This window comes from Gilliamella sp. B2717, from assembly GCF_026536675.1.
In the GTDB taxonomy this organism is placed as follows: Bacteria; Pseudomonadota; Gammaproteobacteria; order Enterobacterales; family Orbaceae; genus Gilliamella; species Gilliamella apicola_I.
Genome location: NZ_JAFNNQ010000096.1, coordinates 86,714 through 108,532 on the forward strand (window position 1 = coordinate 86,714; position 21,819 = coordinate 108,532).

The window sequence follows — 21,819 nt, forward strand, 5'->3', positions numbered from 1 at the left end:
ATTGGGTATATGTAGAACCAAATTTTACCGCGTTTTACATATATAATATACATGACCGAACAACTTTAATGTGGATACCTTTATGGAGCAAAATTCTCAATCACAGCTTAAACTCCTAATCATTCGAGGTAAGGAGTTAGGATATTTAACCTATGCTGATGTCAACGATCACTTGCCTGAAGAGATTATTGATTCAGATCAGATTGAAGATATAATCCAAATGATTAATGACATGGGGATTCAAGTGCTTGAAGAAGCCCCAGATTCTGATGACTTATTACTTTCAGACAATGTCCCTGATGAAGAAGCCGTTGAAGCAGCAACGGCATTGGTATTATCAAATGTTGAGTCAGAAATTGGTAGAACAACCGATCCCGTCCGTATGTATATGCGTGAAATGGGGGCAGTTGAACTACTAACTCGTGAAGGCGAAATTGATATAGCCAAACGTATTGAAGATGGGATTAACCAAGTTCAAACGTCGGTATCAGAATATCCAGAAGCAATTACATATCTTTTAGAACAATATAATTTAACCGAAAGTGGTGAGGTACGATTATCCGACCTAATCACTGGTTTTGTTGATCCTAATGCTGAAGGATCAGGTGATGCACTTCCTGAAGATTTAGAAGAAACTGAAACAGACATCGATCTTGATGACAGTGATGAAGAAAGTGAAGACGAAGATGGCGATTCTTCAGCAGATGATGATGTCTCTATCGATCCTGAAGTTGCACGTGCTAAATTTGCTGAATTAAAAGAGCAACACGATAAAACATCAGAAGCGATCAAAAAATACGGACGAGCTCATAAAAAAGCGCAAAAAGAGATCGAAAATTTATCTGAAATTTTCAAACAATTCCGTTTAGTTGGTAAGCAGTTTGATATTCTTGTCAACAATATGCGAAGCATGATGGATCGCGTAAGAGCACATGAACGTGTCATTATGAAGATCTGCGTTGAACAATGTAAAATGCCGAAAAAACAATTTATGACGTATTTTACTGGTAATGAAAACAATATGAGCTGGTATACGAAAGCGTCAAATGCGAAAGGTGCTTTTGCTGCCAACTTAAATGCGTTTGAGGATCAAGTTGCAGAGCAAATTGAAGCATTGAAAAAAATCGAAGCTGAAACCAATCTTTCTATCGAGCAGATTAAAGATATTAACCGTCGTATGTCTATCGGTGAGGCGAAAGCTCGTCGTGCCAAGAAAGAGATGGTTGAAGCAAACTTACGTTTAGTAATCTCGATTGCTAAAAAATATACAAACCGTGGTTTGCAGTTCTTAGATCTTATCCAAGAAGGTAATATTGGTTTGATGAAAGCAGTTGATAAGTTTGAATATCGTCGTGGTTATAAATTTTCAACCTATGCAACTTGGTGGATCAGACAAGCGATTACTCGTTCGATTGCGGATCAGGCAAGAACTATCCGTATTCCAGTACATATGATTGAAACGATTAATAAATTGAATCGTATTTCACGTCAAATGTTACAAGAAATCGGTCGTGAACCAACGCCAGAAGAGTTGTCAGAGCGTATGCAAATGCCTGAAGACAAAATACGTAAAGTACTGAAGATTGCCAAAGAACCAATCTCAATGGAAACCCCTGTCGGTGATGATGAAGATTCACATTTAGGGGACTTTATCGAGGATACGGCTCTCGAGCAACCATTAGATGCGGCAACATCAGAAAGTTTACGTAGCGCAACACGTGATATTCTTTCTGGGTTAACCCCTCGTGAAGCAAAAGTATTACGTATGCGGTTTGGTATTGATATGAATACCGATCATACGCTTGAAGAAGTTGGTAAACAGTTTGATGTAACACGTGAACGTATTCGTCAAATTGAAGCGAAAGCACTGCGTAAATTGCGTCATCCTAGCCGTTCAGACGTATTACGTAGCTTTTTAGAATAGTCTTTTTTATTTGTAACTATATCGCCACAATTGTGGCGATTTTTTTTAACTTTTTAACTTGATAACTATGAATATATTACAACGTCTTAAAATAGATCCGTTTTTATTAATTCTGATTTGCGTTGTACTTACTGCTAGCGTGTTTCCTTGTAAAGGTGAAACTAAAACTGCTTTCGAATACCTCACCACCTTTGCTATTGGTCTACTGTTTTTTATGCATGGCGCAAAGCTCTCTTTTCAAGCAATCGTTATTGGCATTAAAAATTGGCGGTTACATTTGCTGATTTTTATCACCACTTTTGTGGTTTTTCCGATTTTGGGCGTCATGATGCAATTATTGGTGCCAACGTTTCTCTCTGAAAATCTATATTTAGGGTTTGTCTATCTTTGCGTTCTACCTGCCACCGTTCAGTCCGCCATAGCTTTTACTTCAATTGCAAAAGGTAATGTTGCAGCGGCTATTTGTAGTGCTTCAGCCTCGACGTTATTAGGTGTCTTTATCACACCTGTATTAGTTGGCTTATTGATGCATACACAGGCTGTTGCATCAATGAATATCATGGATGCCATTAGCTCAATTATGCTCAAGTTAATGTTACCTTTTATTATTGGTCATTTATCCAGACGCTATATTGGCAAATGGGTCGACAAATATAAAAATATTATTTCTAAAACCGATCGTTTATCTATTCTTTTAGTGGTTTATGTGGCATTTAGTGATGCGGTTGTAAATGGAATTTGGTCACAAGTTGGCGTGTTATCACTATTGAGTGTTATCTTTTTTTCTATTTTATTATTAATTCTTGTATTATTGTTTACTACCTATAGTGCAAGATTATTAGGGTTTAATAAAGAAGATGAAATCACGATTGTATTTTGTGGGTCAAAAAAGAGTCTTGCAAGTGGTATTCCCATGGCAAGTGTGATTTTTCCTATCTCGATTATGGGAATGATGATTTTACCTTTAATGATTTTTCACCAAATTCAATTGATGATTTGTGCCTTTTTAGCCGCTCGTTATGCGAAGCGAAAAATATAAAAATTATTTTGCTCATTGCCTTATTCTCAAGGATAATAGAGCCGCCATTAACTACAGAAAGATATATTATGTTTCATCTATTTGCTGATTTAGAATTTTCAACAATTATATTATTAGTCTTTGCATTGCTTTTTGTTCTTTTTTACGAAGCAATTAATGGATTTCATGACACCGCTAATGCTGTGGCAACTGTCATTTATACAAGAGCATTGAAAGAACAACTCGCTGTTTTTATGGCTGGCGTGTTTAATTTTTTTGGTGTGCTTCTGGGTGGGTTAAGTGTTGCTTACGCAATCGTTCACCTTTTACCAACCGATTTATTACTCAATGTTAGTTCAGCGCATGGACTGGCAATGGTCTTTTCAATTTTATTTGCTGCCATTATTTGGAATTTAGGAACATGGTATGTCGGTATTCCTGCATCAAGTTCGCACACCTTAATTGGTTCCATTATTGGGGTTGCACTTGCTAACGCATTTATCATGGATACTTCAATTATTGAAGCACTCAATATTCCTAAAATGATTCAAATCTTCCTGTCATTGATTGTTTCCCCACTTGTAGGGCTAATCATTGCCGGTTTAATGATATTTTTATTGCGTAAATACTGGACTCGTAAAGGTCAAAGTAAAAAAAGCAGTAAAAAAAGAGAACGTATTTTTATGACGCCAGAACAGCGTGAAAAGCTCTATGGTAAGAAGAAACCCCCTTTTTGGATCCGTATCATGTTAATTATATCAGCAGCAGGTGTTAGCTTTTCACATGGTGCGAATGATGGGCAAAAAGGCATTGGTTTGTTAATGTTAGTTCTAATGGGAATTGCACCAGCAGGCTTTATTGTGAATATGAGTGCATCTACTTATGACATTACCAATACGCGTAATGCAATTCACAATATTGAAGAGTATTTTGTTTCACATCAAAAAGATTTAACCAGCGTAATTGGTCATCAACCCGTTATCGATTCGACAATTCCTACAACTGATATTAATCAATATCACTGCGACTACTCTCGTTCGTTTATGACGATAAGTATTGCTAATTCATTATTTAATAAACTTAATGATTATGAAGCATTAACGGTCGATCAACGTTCACAAGCGAGACGTATTTTACTTTGTTTATCCGATACTGTATCGCATGTTGCAAAACAACCTAATGTTTCTACTGAAGATAAACAATATCTAAAATCTTTAAATAATGATTTACTCAAAACCGTTGAGTATGCACCTGTTTGGATTATTATTGCTGTTGCTTCAGCACTGGCATTAGGCACCATGATTGGTTGGCGACGTGTTGCAATCACCATTGGTGAAAAGATTGGTAAAAAAGGGATGACTTATGCACAAGGTGTGTCAGCGCAAATTACAACCGCATTATCAATTGGTATCGCCAGTTATACAGGAATGCCTGTATCAACAACACAAGTTCTTTCTTCATCGGTTGCCGGTACCATGATCGTTGATGGTGGTGGGGTACAAAGCAAAACGATAAAAAATATTGCATTAACTTGGATTTTAACATTGCCAATTTCAATTTTGCTATCTGGATCACTTTTTTGGCTTGCTCAAAAATTAATTTAGTAGTAAAAAAGAAGATATTAATTTTACTTTTAATCTGAGCGCCAAAAAAGAAAGGAGTAAAGAACAATGGCTTATAAACATATATTAGTCGCAGTGGATTTATCACCTGAAAGTGAAGTGCTTGTTGAAAAAGCGGTATCAATGGCAAGACCTTATAATGCTCAAGTCTCATTGATTCATGTTGGTATTAATTATTCTGATCTTTACACAGGTTTAGTTGATATTAATATGAATGATATGAAGGATAAAATTACCGAGGATGCCCATATTGCTTTAAATAAATTAGCTGATGATGCCGGTTATCCTATTGCTCATACATTATCAGGCAATGGGGAGTTTGGTCAGGTATTGATTGAAGCTATTCATGAATTCAACGTCGATCTTGTTGTATGTGGTCATCATCAAGATTTCTGGAGTAAATTAATGTCTTCCGCTCGTCAACTTATTAATAATACACATATTGATACTTTGATTGTTCCATTAAAAGATGAAGAGCCCGCTGAACAAGTCGCGAAAGAAAAACTTAACGATCAACCCGCTTAAATAGCGGGTTTTTTATTCTTTACACGTTACTGTAAAACAATGCTACCGATTCTTATTTCATAAGTTAGATGAGTGTAAGATGGCTACTTTGCCATTTTTTGATAAGGCATGTTGGCGTTTTCAGGGCTATACTCAAAGGTCTAAATTAATCAATAAGGAGATTTACGATGAATATTGCATTAGTGACAGGGGCATCTTCAGGTTTTGGTCAAGCAACGTGTCGTAAGTTAATTGCTGATGGTTACAAAGTTATCGGAACTGCTAGGCGAGAAGATAAATTAAAAAGTCTTGCCAGCGAACTGGGGTGCAATTTTTTACCATTGGTTTTAGATGTGACCAAAAAAGATGCGGTAGAATCCCTATTGTTACAACTTCCTAAAGAATTTCAACCCATTGATATCCTCATTAATAATGCCGGCTTGGCGTTAGGGCTCGAACCTGCCTATCAAGCTAATTATGACGATTGGGAAACCATGATTGAAACAAATATTATTGGCTTAGTGCATTTAACTCATCAAATCTTACCGGGAATGGTTGAGCGTAATTTTGGTTATATTATTAATCTTGGATCCGTTGCGGGGAGTTATGCCTATAAAGGTGGCAATGTGTATGGTGCATCTAAAGCCTTTGTAAAACAATTTAGTGCCAATTTACGAACAGATCTACTGGGTAAAAAAATTAGAGTGACCAATATTGAACCGGGATTATGTGGTGGAACTGAATTTTCGAATGTGCGATTTCATGGTAACAATGAACAAGCCGCTGCTGTTTATAAAGGTGTGGATTATATTACACCTGACGATATTGCCAATACCATTTCATGGTTAGTCAATACACCACCACATTTTAATGTGACTTCGATTGAAATTATGCCTGTGGCTCAAGCTCAAGCAGGATTATCAGTATTTAAAGAGTAAAAACAAAATAAATTAATTGTTTTTTAGAATAGTAAAAAATTAAGTTTAGTAAACAAAATAGACTTGCACTTAAGCTAATGGATTGCTATTCTTTTATCCTATAATTTTGATTAAGGTTTATGGCAATGACTTTCTCTGAAGTAACAAAAACATTTGCGACAAGTTTGCCGGGCACAGATAGTTATGTCAAACTGCGTAAAGCTATGCGCTCATTAATTCAAGATGATCCAAAAAATGCTGCTGTGTATTTTTTGATTTTTGGGTTTGCGCGAACTTATGTCATGTTGTATGAAGATCAGGAAGTATCACCCCAGTTTGCCGAAGATAATCAAAAATTGATGTTATCGTATTTAAATATACTTGATGAAGCATTGAAAAAACAAGATGCACAAAGCATATATCAAGCATTGAACAAAGTGGTCAATGAATACGAAAATAGCAAAAAAGTATTTTGATATAGCAGCCCGACATGAAAATGTCGGGCTGTTTTATTTTGAATAGCAATAAAAACAGAGTAGGGAATATCATGAACATAATAATGACAATCACAGGCATTATTATCACCTTAGGCACCATTATGCGATCTAGGGCGGGTTGATATTTTTCTAAAAAATATAAGAAAACCCGCCAAAAAAGGCGGGTTTTTATTTTGTATTGAAGATATGAGGTTCAAAATTTCTTATAAGATGAAACGACTTCAGGCAAGATAAGAAAAAAATCTTATTTAACTGCAATGAGTTTTTATCAGACGTTTTGGCTCAATGGTATTTTGGATGGTCAATGACATAACTTAGGATAGTAAGGGTGGGTGTGATATGAAAGTATTAAAATTTGGAGGAACATCTGTCGCTAATGCAGAACGTTTTTTACGAGTAGCAGAAATTATTGAGAATAATGCTAAACAAGAGCAAACAGCGACAGTATTATCGGCGCCGGCAAAAATCACTAACCATTTAGTAGCGATGGTTGAGAAAACGGTTGATGGGAAAGATATTAAAAATAACCTTTATGAAGCGGAAAAAATCTTTGCGGATTTGTTAGAAGGTCTTTCAAAAGCACAACCAAATTTTGCTTACGAAGCCATGAAACATTTTGCATTAAATGAGTTAAATCATATCAAACAGCTACTTGAAGGTATTCGTTTATTAGGACAATGCCCCGATAGCATCAATGCTTCTATCATTTGTCGAGGTGAAAAACTCTCTATTGCCATTATGCAAGCACTGCTTAAAGCAAAAGGGCATTTAGTCACGGTTATTGATCCAGTGGCAATGTTAATTGCAGAAGGTGACTACTTGGAATCAACGGTTGATATTGCTCAATCCACACATCGAATTAGTGATATGCAAATCCCTGAAGACCATATAATATTGATGCCTGGTTTTACCGCCGGAAATGATAAAGGGGAACTCGTTGTGCTTGGGCGTAATGGCTCTGACTATTCCGCTTCCGTATTAGCGGCTTGTTTGCAAGCTAGTTGTTGCGAGATTTGGACGGATGTCGATGGCGTTTATACTTGTGATCCTCGTATTGTACCGGATGCGAAATTACTCAAGACTATGTCTTATCAAGAAGCCATGGAGCTATCTTATTTTGGTGCCAAAGTGCTTCATCCAAGAACTATTTTACCTATTGCTCAGTTCCAAATACCTTGTCTTATCAAAAATACCAATAATCCTGATGCGCCGGGAACATTGATCGGTGCCAATGTCGTTGACTCAACGACACCAGTAAAAGGCATAACTAATCTCAATAACATGGCTATGATTAATGTATCTGGCCCTGGTTTGAAAGGGATGGTTGGCATGTCGGCACGGGTCTTTGCTGCCATGTCTTATGCCGGTATTTCGGTAGTACTCATTACGCAATCTTCATCAGAATATAGTATTAGCTTTTGCATTCCTCAAACAGAATTATATCGAGCTCAAGAAGCATTAAATGATGAATTTTATTTAGAATTAAAAGATGGATTACTGGAGCCGATTGAAGTAATTGATAAGCTTGCTATTATCTCGGTGGTTGGTGATGGTATGCGCACGCTACGAGGTCTATCAGCTAATTTCTTTACTGCTTTGGCGCGAGCCAATATTAATATTGTGGCTATTGCTCAAGGTTCATCTGAACGCTCAATTTCGGTCGTTGTGGATAATGATGTCGCCGTAATGGGTGTGCGTGTTACTCATCAAATGCTATTTGGCACCGACAAAATGTTAGATGTCTTTGTCGTTGGTGTAGGTGGTGTAGGGGGAGCACTGGTTGATCAGATAGGACGCCAACAAAAATGGCTTAAAAATAAACAGATTGATCTGCGGGTCTGCGGTCTGTTTAATTCTAAACACAGTTTATTAAATCGTGATGGCATTGATCTAAAAAATTGGCGAGAACAGATTAAACAATCTGACATCCCTTATACTCTAGAAGGCATAATTGAATTTGCTAAAAATAATCGTCTTCTCAATCCAATTTTGGTTGATTGTACATCTAGTAGTGAAGTGGCTGATAAATATGCAGACTTTTTAGCCAATGGTTTCCATGTGGTTACCCCTAATAAGAAAGCGAATACTAGTTCAATGGCTTATTATTTACGTTTACGACAAGAGGCTGAAAAAAGTAAACGTAAGTTCCAATATGATACCAATGTGGGTGCAGGGTTACCCGTTATTGAAAATCTACAAAATTTACTCAATGCTGGTGATGAACTCATTAAATTTTCGGGTATTTTGTCGGGTTCGCTTTCTTTTATTTTCGGTAAACTCGATGAAGGAATGTCGTTATCAGAGGCGACAAAACTAGCTAAAGAGAAAGGCTTTACTGAACCTGATCCAAGAGATGATTTATCAGGGACAGATGTTGCACGCAAACTATTAATCTTAGCTCGTGAAGCAGGATTACAACTTGAGTTAGATCAGATAAAAGTGGAATCGGTGTTACCTAAAGAATATGCGCAAGGAAGTATCGAAGAGTTTATGACAAAATTACCGCAACTGGATGCTGAATTTAAAGCGAAATCCGAAAAAGCGATACAAGAGGGGAAAGTATTGCGTTATGTAGGCAGCATTGAGGGCGGACAATGTAGTGTTAAAATTGAAGCCGTCGATAGTGAAGACCCACTTTATAAAGTTAAAAATGGTGAAAATGCTTTAGCATTTTATACTCGCTACTATCAGCCAATCCCATTAGTCTTACGAGGTTATGGTGCAGGTAATGATGTCACTGCAGCGGGTGTGTTTGCCGATATTTTGCGTACAACATCAGGAAAAATCGGAGGTTAAATGACACATCAATCCATAACAGTATATGCTCCTGCATCAATGGCGAATATCAGCGTGGGATTTGATATTTTAGGTGCAGCAATTAGCCCAATAAGTGGAACGATGCTGGGTGATTGTATCACTGTTGAATCATCAACTGAATTTAAACTGGTTAGTAAAGGGCAGTTTGTTAAAAAATTGCCACGAGACCCTAAATACAACATTGTTTATCAATGTTGGCAGCGTTTTTGTAAAGCAATGGGTAAAACGTTACCGGTGAGTATCACACTTGAAAAAAATATGCCTATTGGTTCTGGTTTAGGGTCAAGTGCGTGTTCAGTCGTGGGGGCGTTTGTAGCCTTAAATGAGTATTTTGGTCAACCTTTTAATCAAATTGAAATGCTTAAAATGATGGGTGAACTGGAAGGACGAATTTCGGGTAGTGTGCATTATGATAACGTTGCGCCTTGTTATTTAGGTGGCATGCAACTGATTCTGGATGAAATGGGCATAATCAGTGAATCTATTCCTCATTTTGAAGATTGGTATTGGGTTATGGCTTATCCGGGAATCAAAGTCTCAACGGCTGAAGCACGGGCTATTTTACCTGCACAATATCAAAAATCAGATTGTGTCGCTCATGGTCGTTATGTAGGCGGCTTTGTGCATGCCTGTTATACCAAGCAATCTAAATTAGCCGCTGCCATGCTGATCGATAATATTGCTGAACCTTATCGCAAACAGTTGTTACCAAACTTTGATGAAACACAGCAACGTGTAAAACAACTTGGTGCGTTAGCTTCAGGCATTTCAGGTTCTGGACCAACCATGTTTGTTATTGCGGATAAATTAGAGACTGCGCAGCAAATCGAAATACTTCTTAAAAGTCGCTATTTACAAAATAGTGATGGGTTTACGCATATTTGTAAAATTGATCATCAAGGGGCAAGAGTAATTTAAGTTTATCCATTTTTGAAACGTGAGTTAAACTTAAACCTATTCTAAATTATGACTGACTAACCGCTAAAAAGGTTGTCAAAAAGTGTAACCAATTAAAGCATAAAGATTATCGGAAAATATCATGAAATTGTATAATTTAAAAGATCACGCTCAGCAAGTTAGCTTTGCTCAGGCTGTTAAGCAAGGATTAGGACGAAACCAAGGGCTTTTTTTTCCAGAAAAATTGCCAAAATTTTCTGCAAACGAAATTGAATCGCTATTAAAACTCGATTTTGTCACGCGAAGTGCCAAAATCTTATCCGCATTTATTGGCGATGAAATCAGTCATCAAGATATGCAACGTTTAGTTAATAATGCCTTTCAATTTCCTGCGCCTGTCAAAGCAGTTGAAAATGATATTGGTACTTTAGAGTTATATCACGGCCCAACACTTGCCTTTAAAGATTTTGGTGGGCGCTTTATGGCGCAAGCATTAGTTCAAGTTGCTGCCGATGATAAAATCACTATTTTAACGGCGACGTCGGGTGATACTGGTGCTGCGGTTGCCCATGCTTTCTATCATCTACCTAATATTCGGGTGGTAATTTTATATCCACAAGGAAAAATCAGCCCGCTACAAGAAAAACTCTTTTGTACATTGGGCGATAATATTCATACTATTGCTATTCAAAGTGATTTTGATGCCTGCCAAGCTCTAGTTAAAAAAGCCTTTGATGATGAAGAGTTAAAGACAGCAATTGGTTTAAATTCAGCAAATTCAATTAATATTAGCCGGTTACTCGCCCAAATTTGTTACTATTTTGAAGCTTATGCCCAGCTCACGCCAAAGCAACGAGAACAGTTGGTCATTTCGGTGCCAAGTGGTAATTTTGGTGACTTAACTGCCGGATTATTAGCTAAGACGATGGGATTACCGATCAAACGCTTTATAGCCGCGACTAATGCTAATGATACCGTTCCTCGTTATTTAGAGACGGGTAAATGGGAGCCTCATCCTACTATTGCCACGCTATCTAATGCAATGGATGTGAGCCAACCTAATAACTGGCCACGTATAGAAGAAATTTATCACCGTGAAGGTTGGGTTTTAAAAACACTTGGACATGCCGCTATTTCCGATGAAGTTTCTAAACAAGCCGTTCGTGAACTGGATAAAAAAGGTTATTTATCTGAACCGCATGGCGCTATTGCTTATCGTGCGCTTCGTGACCAACTGCAAACCGGTGAATATGGATTATTTTTAGGTACTGCACACCCTGCAAAATTCAAAGAAGTGGTTGAAGATATTTTGGGGCGAACCATTCCATTACCTAAAGCATTATCTGAGCGTGCAGATATGCCGTTACTTTCACATAATATGCCTGATGATTTTGTCAAATTACGTGATTTTTTGATTCAGTTAGATTGGTAATTCGCTTTCCGTCGCTGAATTGGCGACGGTCTGTTTGGCTGGGTATTTAAATGTTCAGGCTAATTTTCAAAAACAAATTGACTTTATTAAGGTAAACCTTGTTTAAATTAACATTTTCAGATATTGTAATGTACATTATGTCATTATAGAGATGTTTTATGTACTGTCCGTTTTGTAATGCTGAAGATACTAAAGTCATTGATTCTCGTTTGGTTGGAGAAGGCTACCAAGTCCGTCGCCGTCGTCAATGTGTGGAGTGTAATGAACGTTTCACCACATTTGAAGTTGCTGAATTAATCATGCCTAATGTCATCAAAAGCAATAAAGTTCGTGAACCATTTAACGAAGAAAAGCTCCGTAATGGCATTAAGCGTGCACTTGAAAAGCGTCCTGTTAGTTTTGATGCTATTGAAGATGCCATTACACGTATTAAGTCTAAACTGAGAGCAACGGGTGAGCGAGAAGTTCCTGCAAAATTAATTGGTGACTATGTCATTGAGGAGCTTAAAAATTTAGACAAAATCGCTTATATTCGTTTTGCTTCTGTCTATTTTAGTTTTGATGATATTGAACAATTTAGTAATGAGATTGCTAAATTACAACAAAAATAATCAATAATATGACAACAATTTCTGATCAAGATCACGTTTACATGCATCAAGCGATTGAGCTTGCTAAGCTTGGTCGTTTCACGACAACGCCCAATCCTAATGTTGGGTGTGTCATCGTTAAAGATAATCAAGTTATTGGTACTGGTTATCATCAAAAAGCGGGTCAACCCCATGCAGAAGTTTATGCCTTACAAATGGCGGGACAACAAGCAAAAGATGCAACCGCTTATGTTACCTTAGAGCCTTGTAGTCATTTTGGTCGAACGCCACCTTGTGCAGATGCATTAATTCAATCAGGGGTTAAACGTGTCGTTATCGCCATGCAAGATCCCAACCCTAATGTTGCAGGTAAGGGCATTAAACGTTTACAAGATGCAGGTATTGAGGTAACCCTAGGGATTTTAGCTGACCAAGCGGAAGCGATTAATAAAGGTTTTTTAAAATGCATGCGCACAGGCTTACCTTTTGTCCAACTGAAACTGGCGGCTTCGTTAGACGGAAAAATTGCCATGGCATCGGGTGAAAGCAAGTGGATAACCTCAAATAAAGCCAGAGAAGATGTACAACAGTTTCGTGCTCAAGCCAGTTGTATATTAAGTACTCGGGCGACGGTACAAGCAGATAATGCAAGTTTAACGGTTAGATATAATGAATTGCCGGATGACGTACAAAAAATATATTCATTAGAAGATGTTAGACAACCAATTCGAGTCATTATCGACAGTCAAGATGAGTTAACAGGAACTGAAAATATTTTTAATCAATCTGGTGAAACATGGGTGATACGAAAAAACGATACTCCCATAGAAAAGCCAAATATCAAAATAATTATTGAACCAACGCATTGCAAGCAAATAGATTTATCTAAATTATTTTCGCTATTGGCTGAAAAACAGATGAATACGGTTTGGGTTGAAGCTGGCGCTCATCTGGCAGGTGCATTAATTGAACAAGATTTAGTGGATGAACTTGTTATCTATTATGCCCCTAAATTATTGGGACATAATGCGTTAAATATGTGTATATTGCCCAATCTGCAAAAACTTGCATTCGCACCACAATTTCACTTTGAGTCAGTTGAAATGATTGACGAAGATTTGAGAGTTATTCTTAAACGAAAATAGTCTTCATTTCCAATATTCATTTAAATATGTTTACAAAGATGCAAGTTATAGTGACTATTTGCAAGTCTGATAAATGCAAATTTATGGAACTCAATAGTTATCACAATTCCACTAGATTGTGATTATCTCCTATGAGCTAAGGTGATCCACACTCATAGGAGGATAAATATTAATTACCCTTGTAAAATAGCCAATAACTCTTCGGGAGTTTGAACGGCATGTATGCGTGCTAAGGTATTTTCAGCAATCACCGCTCGAGTAAGTTGACGCAGTATATTTAGATGCTCATTAGCTTTTGCTGCAATGCCTACGACAACATAAGCAATATTATCATCTTCATCCCAGTGAATGCCTTTCGGAAAATAGATAATCTTCAAACCTGTTTTTAATACGCTATCACGTTTATCGGTGGTACCATGAGGAATGGCAATACCATTACCTAAAAAAGTCGATATTTGCGCATCTCTATCATACATTGCTTGAGTATAGTCATTGGTGACTAAATTGGATGCTATCATACTTTCAGCGACTAACTTAATGGCTTCTTGTTTGGAATAGTTACCATTTAAAATCGAGATATCATTGATTGATAAGGTTAAATTATTCATATGGTGTTCCTGTTTAAAATTTATCCTGAATAATTGTTTAATGTCTAACTAATTGTTAATTAATTAACGCATTGTTATCGATTTTGATTTTCTTTTCTCATGCATACGCAGTAAACCCAGTAACACAGCGCCAACCAGCGCACCAATAAAAATGCAAGCTACCCATAAAAATGGTTTATTTACCAGTGGCAGTACTAAAAAGCCGCCATGTGGAGCAGGCACTTGAATCTGGCATAGAAATGTCAATACGGATGCAATGGCAGACGATAACATCATGATTGGAATGACGCGCAAAGGATCTTTTGCCGCAAATGGAATTGCGCCTTCGGTAATATGTGTGGAACCGAGAACATAATTGACAATACCCGCAGCACGTTCTTCTTCTGTAAAGGCTTTTTGACGGAAAATGGTCGTCGAAAAGGCGATAACAAAAGGCGGTGCAATGCAAGCAGCTGAAACCCCAGCCATAAAATAGTAATTTCCTTCACCCAATAACATAGTACCTGTTACATAAGCTGCTTTATTAATAGGGCCACCAAAATCAAAGGAACACATAGCGCCAATGACAATACCGAGTAAAATTGGATTAGTATGTTGTAATGAACCAAGCCATACAGCCATTGTGTTATTCGCTATGGCGATGGGTTTACCGAGATAATACATCCCTGCACCAATAACAAATACACCGATTAATGGCATAATAAAAATTGATTTCAGTCCTTCGAAAGAGCGAGGTAGATGATCTAACCATTTTTTGAGATACAGCATCAGATAACCAGCAGCAAATCCAGCGAGAATACCGCCTAAAAAACCTGCTCCAGTAGCCGTAGCCATTAATCCACCTACAAAACCAGCAACCATCCCTTGCTTACCTGCAATGGAATTGGCTATAAAAGCGGTGAAAATAGGCACCATAATGTCAAATGCTTTTCCACCGATTTGTTTAAGCATTGCTGCAAATTCATTATATTGTTCATTATTAGGATCTGCGGAATAAATACCCCATAAAAATGATAAAGCTATGAGTACACCACCAGCGACAACGAAAGGCAGCATGTTTGACACACCACTCATTAAGTGTTTATAGAGCTGGCGTCCAATCGATTCTTTGACTTCCACTTGCTTTAAGATCGCATTATTAACACTATTCTGTACGCCTTTACGAATAGGAACTGTCCCTGAAGTAATCTGCTCTATTAATGCTACAGCTTTGTGTATACCCTCTTTAACGGGAACTTCAATAACAGGTAAACCATTAAAGCGATCAGGATTAACATCTTTATCTGCCGCAATAATCACCCCAATGGCATTTGCCATATCAGCTTCGGTAATTGCATTATCAACACCACTTGCACCATTGGTTTCTACTTTAATTTCAATCCCTGCTTTTTGCGCAGCTGATTTTAGCGCTTCTTCTGCCATATAGGTATGTGCGATACCGGTTGGGCAGCCTGTTACAGCGAGTATTTTCTTCATAACGCCCCCTTTATTTAATTTGGGTAACTACAAGTTTCTCCATATAGGTACTGATTTTATCGAGTAGACCTAATCCATCTGATTCTGCAACATTAGCCCCTGTTGCAGAGGCTTTTTTCATTGCTTTTTCAACGTGTTCTTGTGTTGGTAGCCATTCACTAAGAAATGCAGCAAGTGACGCATCGCCTGCACAAGCAGAACTGATCAAATTGATTGGTACGGCATTACAAAACCAAACATGCTGACCATCTGAAAAGTAAAGACCTTTTTCCCCCATAGTTAATAAAATATTTTGAGCACCAAGTGAATGTACCGTTGATAACGATGCAATGACTTGTTCCGTTGTTTGGGTTTCTAATCCAAAAATGTCTTTCAGTTCATCATTATTGGGTTTGATTAATAGCGGTTTATAAGTAAGTAATTGAGCGAGTTTAGGATGACTAATATCTAAAATAACTTGAATATTTTTGGTTTGGCATATATCTAAAACAGATTGATAATATTCAGGCTCGATGTTTTTAGGTAGGCTACCACTAATGACTAAATAGCTATTGTGATCAAGAGAATCAATGATGTTTAGCATTTCAGCTTTCTTTTTATCTGGCACAAAAGGCCCTTTCCCCACTAACTTATATTCATTTTGTCCATCATTAATAAAAACGTTAATGCGAGTGATATCATCGATAAAACAAGGTTTGATTTCAATCTGCATTTTGGTGAGTTCATCAATAATATATTTTCCTGAAAATCCACCAAAAAAGCCCAATGCACATGTCGATTTATTAAATTTTTTCAAAACAATTGAAACGTTAACAGCTTTACCATTGGGACTATATTCTGTATGTGAAGTACGATTCACTGAATTGGGATTAAGACCTTGGCAACGGATATTCATATCAATTGCCGTATTAAGTGTTAAAGTATAGATCATAGGATTGACCTCTTAGAGTTTACCGGCACATCCACATGTTGTAATGATTTTTTTAACCACTTCTTTCATTGCTGCTTTTGCTGGTTTCATGTAATGTCGAGGATCATTGGCATTTGGATTTTCGATAAAATAGTTTTTTAGCGCATCAGAAAAGGCGATTTTGAGTTCCGTTGCAACATTGACTTTGCAAATACCACGTTGAATGCATTCACGAACATCTTTGTCCGGAACACCTGAAGCGCCATGTAATACCAGTGGGATATCAACCATAGAACGAATTTCAGAAAGTCGATCAAAATCTAATTTAGGTTCTGATTTATATAGACCGTGAGCAGTCCCAATTGCAATGGCAAGTGAATCAATTCCTGTTCGTTCAATAAATTCAACTGCTTGTTTAGGATTGGTATATAAAGCATCTTTAGCATCCACCACAAGATCATCTTCAACGCCACCAAGCCTACCTAATTCAGCTTCAACACTCACATCATAGCGGTGAGCATAATCAACAACGCGTTTTACTAACGCAATATTTTCTTCAAAAGAGAAATGAGAGCCATCAATCATGACTGAGCGTATCCCTGAATTAATTTTTTCAACGATATCATCATATTCTTCATGATGATCGAGATGGACGGCTAACGGTACTTTGTGTTTTTTAGATAGCGCTTCGGCAATGGCAATAATATTTTCAGTACCGGCATAACAGTATGTCCCAGGCGTACCGGCTAATATTACAGGAGACTGTAATTCGGCAACCGTTTCAACAATAACTTGCATGGTTTCTAAATTATGTATGTTAAAAGCTGGAACGGCATAATGTTCATGCTGTGCTTTTTTTAACATATTATGACTTGAAATGATCGACATATGACAACCCCTTAAATTGATTTGCAACCAGAACTAAATTTTAAAATGAAAGTATTTTTATTAAATTATGATTGCAAAACGAAAGTTATGCCAGTGTCATTACCGTGAGTTGGATCACAAAACTGAACATTTATTCAACAGTAAAAGTAATTTAAATTGATAAAGATAAATTTAAATGGTTAACATGTAACCCTGTGATTTTGATAATGTTAAGATGTGGTATCTTCGATAAAACATAACTTATTAATTATTGTTGACCACTTGTATGATAAATTCTATTATCATTAATCTTAATTCGTTTTATGTAATACAGGACATTAAAATTGGCTAAAGTGTCTTCAGCCCTTTTGAAACGTAGATTGGATATTGCGGAAATAGTAAGAAAAAAAGGTGAAATCAAAGTTGAAGAGTTATCATACATGCTTCAAGTTTCAACTGTTACTATTCGTCAAGATTTAACCTATTTAGAACAACAAGGATATTTAAAGCGTTCTTTTGGTGGGGCAATTTATTTGTCACCAGAAGGTACAAATAATAAAACGCATATTGTAGCGGCGAATAATTCATTACTTGTTGATGATATTTATGATATTGATTTAGTGAAGAATTGCTTAAATTATATTAATGATGGCGATACCATTTTTTTAAGTCATGGCAGACTTACAAGAAAGCTTATTCCCTATTTGCATGTTAAAAAATCATTAAAATTAATCATGAATGATATTAATAATGCACAATTAGCGAAAGAGTTCACCGATGCTAATGTTGTGCTTACTGGCGGTGTATTATTAAAAAATAATATTTTGCATAATGATATCTGCGATTCAATTTTAGATGATTATTCGATTTCACATTTTATTGTTGAATTAACCGCCATTAATCATGATAACCAAATAATAATTGAAGATACTGAGCAAATCAGTATATACCAACAATTAATCAAAAAAGCTCATCACATCATTGGTATTTTACCTCAACGTGTTATTTATAATGATGATCATAGCATTGGAAAGCTAAAAAATATGGATGTGATGATCTTATCCCGACCGGCTGTAACCGAATATCATCAGCAATTATTAGATTCTAGTTTCAAACAATTTGCCGCAAATAAATTTAGTGTCATTTACCAAAATGAATTAGGAGCATAATGTGAATTTTAAGATTTGTTCTATCGGGGAGCTACTAGTTGAATTTTTAGCAAAGGAACAAAATCAGCGTTTCGATCAAACAGGCGAATTTATAGGCCCTTTTCCGAGTGGTGCGCCAGCTATATTTGCTGACCAAGTGGCAAAGTTAGGGTTTCCGGTCGTGTTTTTTAGCTGTGTTGGTAAAGATACCTTTGGCAAAATGTGTGTTAATCGGCTTAAACAAGATGGTGTCATTACGGATGGCATCACTTTTCATAATAAAGCTAATACGGGTAGCGCCTTCGTATCGTACCGCAATTCTAATGAAAGAGATTTTATTTTCAATATTCCTAATAGTGCCTGCGGTCTTCTTTCATTCAACCATATCAACGAAAACTTGTTGAAAGATTGTACTCATTTACATGTTATGGGCTCATCGTTGTATTCGTTTCGAGCAATTGATGCAGTGCGCAAAGCATTAGATATCATCAAACGAAAAGGAGGGACTATCTCTTTCGACCCAAATTTACGCAAAGAAATGTTTAATATTCAAGAGATGGAGCAATCTTTTGGTTATATCATGGAATATACTGATATCTTTTTACCTAGTGAAAGTGAAGTGAATTATTTTGCCGACCATAATAATGAAAACGAACAAGAAACCATAATAAAATTGCTTCAAAAAGGGATCAAACATATTGTTGTAAAATGTGGAGCGAAGGGGTCAACTTATTATGGTTATGATGAACAAAATACGATTAAAAAGATTCATGTCGATAGTTTTACAACGCAATCAATCGATCCAACAGGCGCAGGAGATTGTTTTGCAGCAACATTTGTCAGTTTAATGCTTGCGGGATTTAGTGTTGAAAAAGCTTTGCAATATGCAAATGCAAGTGGTGCATTAGCCGTTTCACAAAAAGGTCCAATGGAAGGCACCTCTACCTTAACAGAATTAGAAAGATTTATTTTCAATTCCAAAGTTAATTAAATATCGTAAACTTTTTTAATGTGGGTGGCAGATAAAAAAAGTCCCAATAACTAGGTTATTGGGAAAACATAAGGAATAGGAAAACAATGAAATAAATACATTGTCGGATATATTATGCACTATTTTTTAGTAAATGTATGTAACTCGATGTAAATTTTTTTCTAAAATGTTTGTATTTATAATGTTAAATTTGCGTAAAATTCAAAATAGTTATTATAAATCAACTAAATAATTATAAAAAAATCTCAAGTAAAGAATTTAAAAATAATTTTCCTTGTTCAGTTATTTTCCAATATTCTTTATCCTCAGTAAGGTAATTTTTTTCAATTGCTAAATTAATTTGCCTGTCAATTGTTTGTAAAGGTAAAAAAGTCCGTTGCTCAAATTCAATTTTAGGTGTTGCTTCAAATAATCTAAAACGATTCATAAAAAATTCGAATGCAAGATCTTCCTTTGGTACGGTATAAGATTTTTCGATATAACGCCCTTCAAGATACCCTTTGGGATGACGTGTTTTTACGGTACGAATAATGTCCCCATTAGGTTGGGTTATTTTACCATGTGCACCACACCCAATCCCTAAATAGTCACCAAATCGCCAATAATTTAAATTATGCTGGCATTTCAATTCCGGTTTTGCATAAGCCGACGTTTCATATTGCTGATAACCATGTTGAGTTAACAATTGGTGTCCAATTTGATAAATTTCCCAAAGTTTATCATCATCAGGAAGGACAGGTGGTTTAGACCCAAAAAGTGTATTAGGCTCAATGGTTAATTGATACCAAGATAAATGGGGAGGATTAATGGCTATGGCTTGTTTAAGATCAAACAAGGCATCATCTAAACTTTGATTGGGAAGTCCATGCATTAGATCTAAATTAAAACTGTCCAATTTTAGTTTATGTGCTAATTTCCCGGCATTGATTGCTTCTTGGGGATTGTGAACGCGTCCTAATCTGATGAGTTTATCAGTTTGAAAACTTTGAACTCCAATTGAAATACGATTTATTCCTGCTTGTTGATAGCCTGTAAATCTTTCTGCATCAACAGAATTTGGATTAGCTTCGATGGTGATTTCGGCCTGTTTTTCAATTGGAATCAGTTCATTAATTTTGGTTAACAGATGATCAATCAATTCGGCTGAAAATAAACTTGGCGTACCACCGCCGATAAAAATCGAATGGATCGAGTGTTCAGGACAAAGTGCTATATCCTGCTGTAAATCTTTAATCAAATGATCAATATAAGCACGATAATCAGGTGTTTTTTTGATGGTATGAGAATTGAAATCACAATAAGGACATTTTTGTACACACCAAGGCATATGTATATATAAGCTAAGTGGAATTTTATATGAAAACATCTGCCTATCCTGAAACTTAATAGCGGTTGATGAATGGTTATATAAATGTTGCACTATTTTACTTCAATTCATGAAAAAAAGCTTTTTTTACTATTTTGGTATTTTTAAATTTCGTGTAAAGAGCGTACAATCACGATTAATTTTCGATATTAATTATCGATTAGACTATTTTTTGTAGGAGAAAGTATGAGTATTGTTAACGATATCTTGGATAATGGTTTGTCAGCAGCGTCAATAAGCCCTTCAGTAAAACAATCGCATTTTGGTGAATTACCCATTTTAACGGTTAACCATAAAACATGCACGGCAGCGATATCACTACAAGGTGCGCATTTATTATTTTGGCAACCTTCAACCGAAACGTCCCCAGTTATTTGGTTAAGTGAAAAAACCTTTTTTAAAAAAGGAACGGCTATTCGTGGCGGTGTACCCATTTGTTGGCCTTGGTTTGGGCAATTAGGTAATCCTTCACACGGTTTTGCACGTATTATTGAATGGACGTTAGACTCATGCAAGGAAGATGCTAATGGTGTCGATATCATCTTGTCATTAACGAATAATCCCCAAACTGAATCCTATTTTGCCAAACCTTTTAAAATTTGGTTAACGATTCATGTCGGCAAGAGCTGTGAAGTTACATTAAGTTGTCAAGGTGATTTTGAGGCAACAAGTGCATTACATACTTATTTTGGTATTAGTGATATCGATGATGTGACTGTTAAAGGGTTAGGTAATACTTATCAAGATCGTTTGTCTGTTGAAAATAAACCAACAATTAATGGACAATTAACCTTTAATCAAGAAGTCGATCGTATTTATACCCATGCTGAAAACACCCTAACCATAAATGATACTAGTCGAACAATTGAGCTCACAAACATTAATGCTAGTGATGTTGTTACATGGAATCCATGGACAGATAAAGCTAAAGCGATGGCTGATTTTGATGACCAAGAATATAAAAAGATGGTGTGTGTTGAAAGTGCGTGTATTAATCAAACACTTAAATTATCACCAACACAAAAAACGTCATATGGCTTTAAAATTAAATTGGTCTAATATTGCATAGCGAGTTATGTTTAAACGCAAT

General features: G+C 36.4%; 19 protein-coding genes. 14 read left to right on the forward strand and 5 right to left on the reverse strand.

Annotated features, from left to right (window positions below; all coding sequences use genetic code 11):
• Positions 1-82: 82 nt before the first annotated feature.
• From rpoD to ribD, 11 genes are all read left to right on the forward strand, one after another.
• On the forward strand, positions 83-1,924 hold the full coding sequence (gene rpoD / locus J3U35_RS11075; RefSeq protein WP_267361400.1) for an RNA polymerase sigma factor RpoD: 1,842 nt from the start codon (positions 83-85) through the stop codon (positions 1,922-1,924).
• 67 nt (positions 1,925-1,991) lie between these two features.
• Positions 1,992-2,963: a bile acid:sodium symporter family protein gene (locus tag J3U35_RS11080; RefSeq protein ID WP_267361402.1), complete on the forward strand. Its 972-nt coding sequence runs from the start codon at positions 1,992-1,994 to the stop codon at positions 2,961-2,963.
• A gap of 68 nt (positions 2,964-3,031) precedes the next feature.
• Positions 3,032-4,546, forward strand: a complete 1,515-nt coding sequence (gene pitA, locus J3U35_RS11085) for an inorganic phosphate transporter PitA (RefSeq protein WP_267361404.1) — start codon at positions 3,032-3,034, stop codon at positions 4,544-4,546.
• Positions 4,547-4,612: 66 nt separating this feature from the next.
• Positions 4,613-5,089 (forward strand): universal stress protein UspA, encoded by a 477-nt coding sequence (uspA, locus tag J3U35_RS11090; RefSeq protein ID WP_267361406.1) that lies wholly within the window; start codon positions 4,613-4,615, stop codon positions 5,087-5,089.
• Positions 5,090-5,256: 167 nt separating this feature from the next.
• Positions 5,257-6,006, forward strand: coding sequence for an SDR family oxidoreductase (locus tag J3U35_RS11095; RefSeq protein ID WP_220216568.1), 750 nt, complete (start codon positions 5,257-5,259; stop codon positions 6,004-6,006).
• A gap of 125 nt (positions 6,007-6,131) precedes the next feature.
• Complete coding sequence (locus tag J3U35_RS11100; RefSeq protein ID WP_065558914.1) at positions 6,132-6,461, forward strand: hypothetical protein; 330 nt, start codon at positions 6,132-6,134, stop codon at positions 6,459-6,461.
• Positions 6,462-6,821: 360 nt separating this feature from the next.
• Positions 6,822-9,278 (forward strand): bifunctional aspartate kinase/homoserine dehydrogenase I, encoded by a 2,457-nt coding sequence (thrA, locus tag J3U35_RS11105; protein WP_267361408.1) that lies wholly within the window; start codon positions 6,822-6,824, stop codon positions 9,276-9,278.
• Entirely contained in the window at positions 9,279-10,217 is a 939-nt protein-coding gene (thrB, locus tag J3U35_RS11110; RefSeq protein WP_267361410.1) for a homoserine kinase, read from the forward strand.
• Positions 10,218-10,338: 121 nt separating this feature from the next.
• Positions 10,339-11,628 (forward strand): threonine synthase, encoded by a 1,290-nt coding sequence (thrC, locus tag J3U35_RS11115; RefSeq protein WP_267361412.1) that lies wholly within the window; start codon positions 10,339-10,341, stop codon positions 11,626-11,628.
• 158 nt (positions 11,629-11,786) lie between these two features.
• Positions 11,787-12,239 (forward strand): transcriptional regulator NrdR, encoded by a 453-nt coding sequence (nrdR, locus tag J3U35_RS11120; RefSeq protein ID WP_065558910.1) that lies wholly within the window; start codon positions 11,787-11,789, stop codon positions 12,237-12,239.
• Between the two features lie 8 nt (positions 12,240-12,247).
• Positions 12,248-13,363, forward strand: a complete 1,116-nt coding sequence (gene ribD, locus J3U35_RS11125) for a bifunctional diaminohydroxyphosphoribosylaminopyrimidine deaminase/5-amino-6-(5-phosphoribosylamino)uracil reductase RibD (RefSeq protein WP_267361414.1) — start codon at positions 12,248-12,250, stop codon at positions 13,361-13,363.
• 173 nt (positions 13,364-13,536) lie between these two features.
• Here the strand turns inward: ribD and J3U35_RS11130 are convergent, their stop codons facing one another.
• From J3U35_RS11130 to J3U35_RS11145, 4 genes are all read right to left on the reverse strand, one after another.
• On the reverse strand, positions 13,537-13,971 hold the full coding sequence (locus J3U35_RS11130) for a PTS sugar transporter subunit IIA (RefSeq protein ID WP_267361416.1): 435 nt from the start codon (positions 13,969-13,971) through the stop codon (positions 13,537-13,539).
• Positions 13,972-14,034: 63 nt separating this feature from the next.
• Positions 14,035-15,447 carry a PTS fructose transporter subunit IIC gene (locus J3U35_RS11135; protein WP_267361418.1) on the reverse strand — a complete coding sequence of 471 codons (1,413 nt, stop codon included), beginning with the start codon at positions 15,445-15,447 and terminating at the stop codon, positions 14,035-14,037.
• 10 nt (positions 15,448-15,457) lie between these two features.
• The gene (locus tag J3U35_RS11140; RefSeq protein WP_267361420.1) at positions 15,458-16,378 is read right to left on the reverse strand and encodes a 1-phosphofructokinase family hexose kinase; all 921 of its coding nucleotides are present in this window, start codon (positions 16,376-16,378) and stop codon (positions 15,458-15,460) included.
• Between the two features lie 12 nt (positions 16,379-16,390).
• Positions 16,391-17,245: a tagatose bisphosphate family class II aldolase gene (locus J3U35_RS11145; RefSeq protein ID WP_267361422.1), complete on the reverse strand. Its 855-nt coding sequence runs from the start codon at positions 17,243-17,245 to the stop codon at positions 16,391-16,393.
• A gap of 332 nt (positions 17,246-17,577) precedes the next feature.
• Here J3U35_RS11145 and J3U35_RS11150 point away from each other — a divergent pair, with 332 nt between their 5' ends.
• Together J3U35_RS11150 and J3U35_RS11155 are read left to right on the forward strand one after the other, a co-directional pair.
• Positions 17,578-18,393: a DeoR/GlpR family DNA-binding transcription regulator gene (locus J3U35_RS11150; RefSeq protein ID WP_267361485.1), complete on the forward strand. Its 816-nt coding sequence runs from the start codon at positions 17,578-17,580 to the stop codon at positions 18,391-18,393.
• 1 nt (position 18,394) lies between these two features.
• Positions 18,395-19,363 carry a sugar kinase gene (locus J3U35_RS11155; RefSeq protein ID WP_267361424.1) on the forward strand — a complete coding sequence of 323 codons (969 nt, stop codon included), beginning with the start codon at positions 18,395-18,397 and terminating at the stop codon, positions 19,361-19,363.
• Positions 19,364-19,595: 232 nt separating this feature from the next.
• Here J3U35_RS11155 and hemW read toward each other — a convergent pair whose 3' ends face one another.
• The gene (gene hemW / locus J3U35_RS11160; protein ID WP_267361425.1) at positions 19,596-20,729 is read right to left on the reverse strand and encodes a radical SAM family heme chaperone HemW; all 1,134 of its coding nucleotides are present in this window, start codon (positions 20,727-20,729) and stop codon (positions 19,596-19,598) included.
• 186 nt (positions 20,730-20,915) lie between these two features.
• Here hemW and J3U35_RS11165 point away from each other — a divergent pair, with 186 nt between their 5' ends.
• Positions 20,916-21,788, forward strand: a complete 873-nt coding sequence (locus tag J3U35_RS11165; RefSeq protein WP_267361427.1) for a D-hexose-6-phosphate mutarotase — start codon at positions 20,916-20,918, stop codon at positions 21,786-21,788.
• Positions 21,789-21,819: the final 31 nt, after the last annotated feature.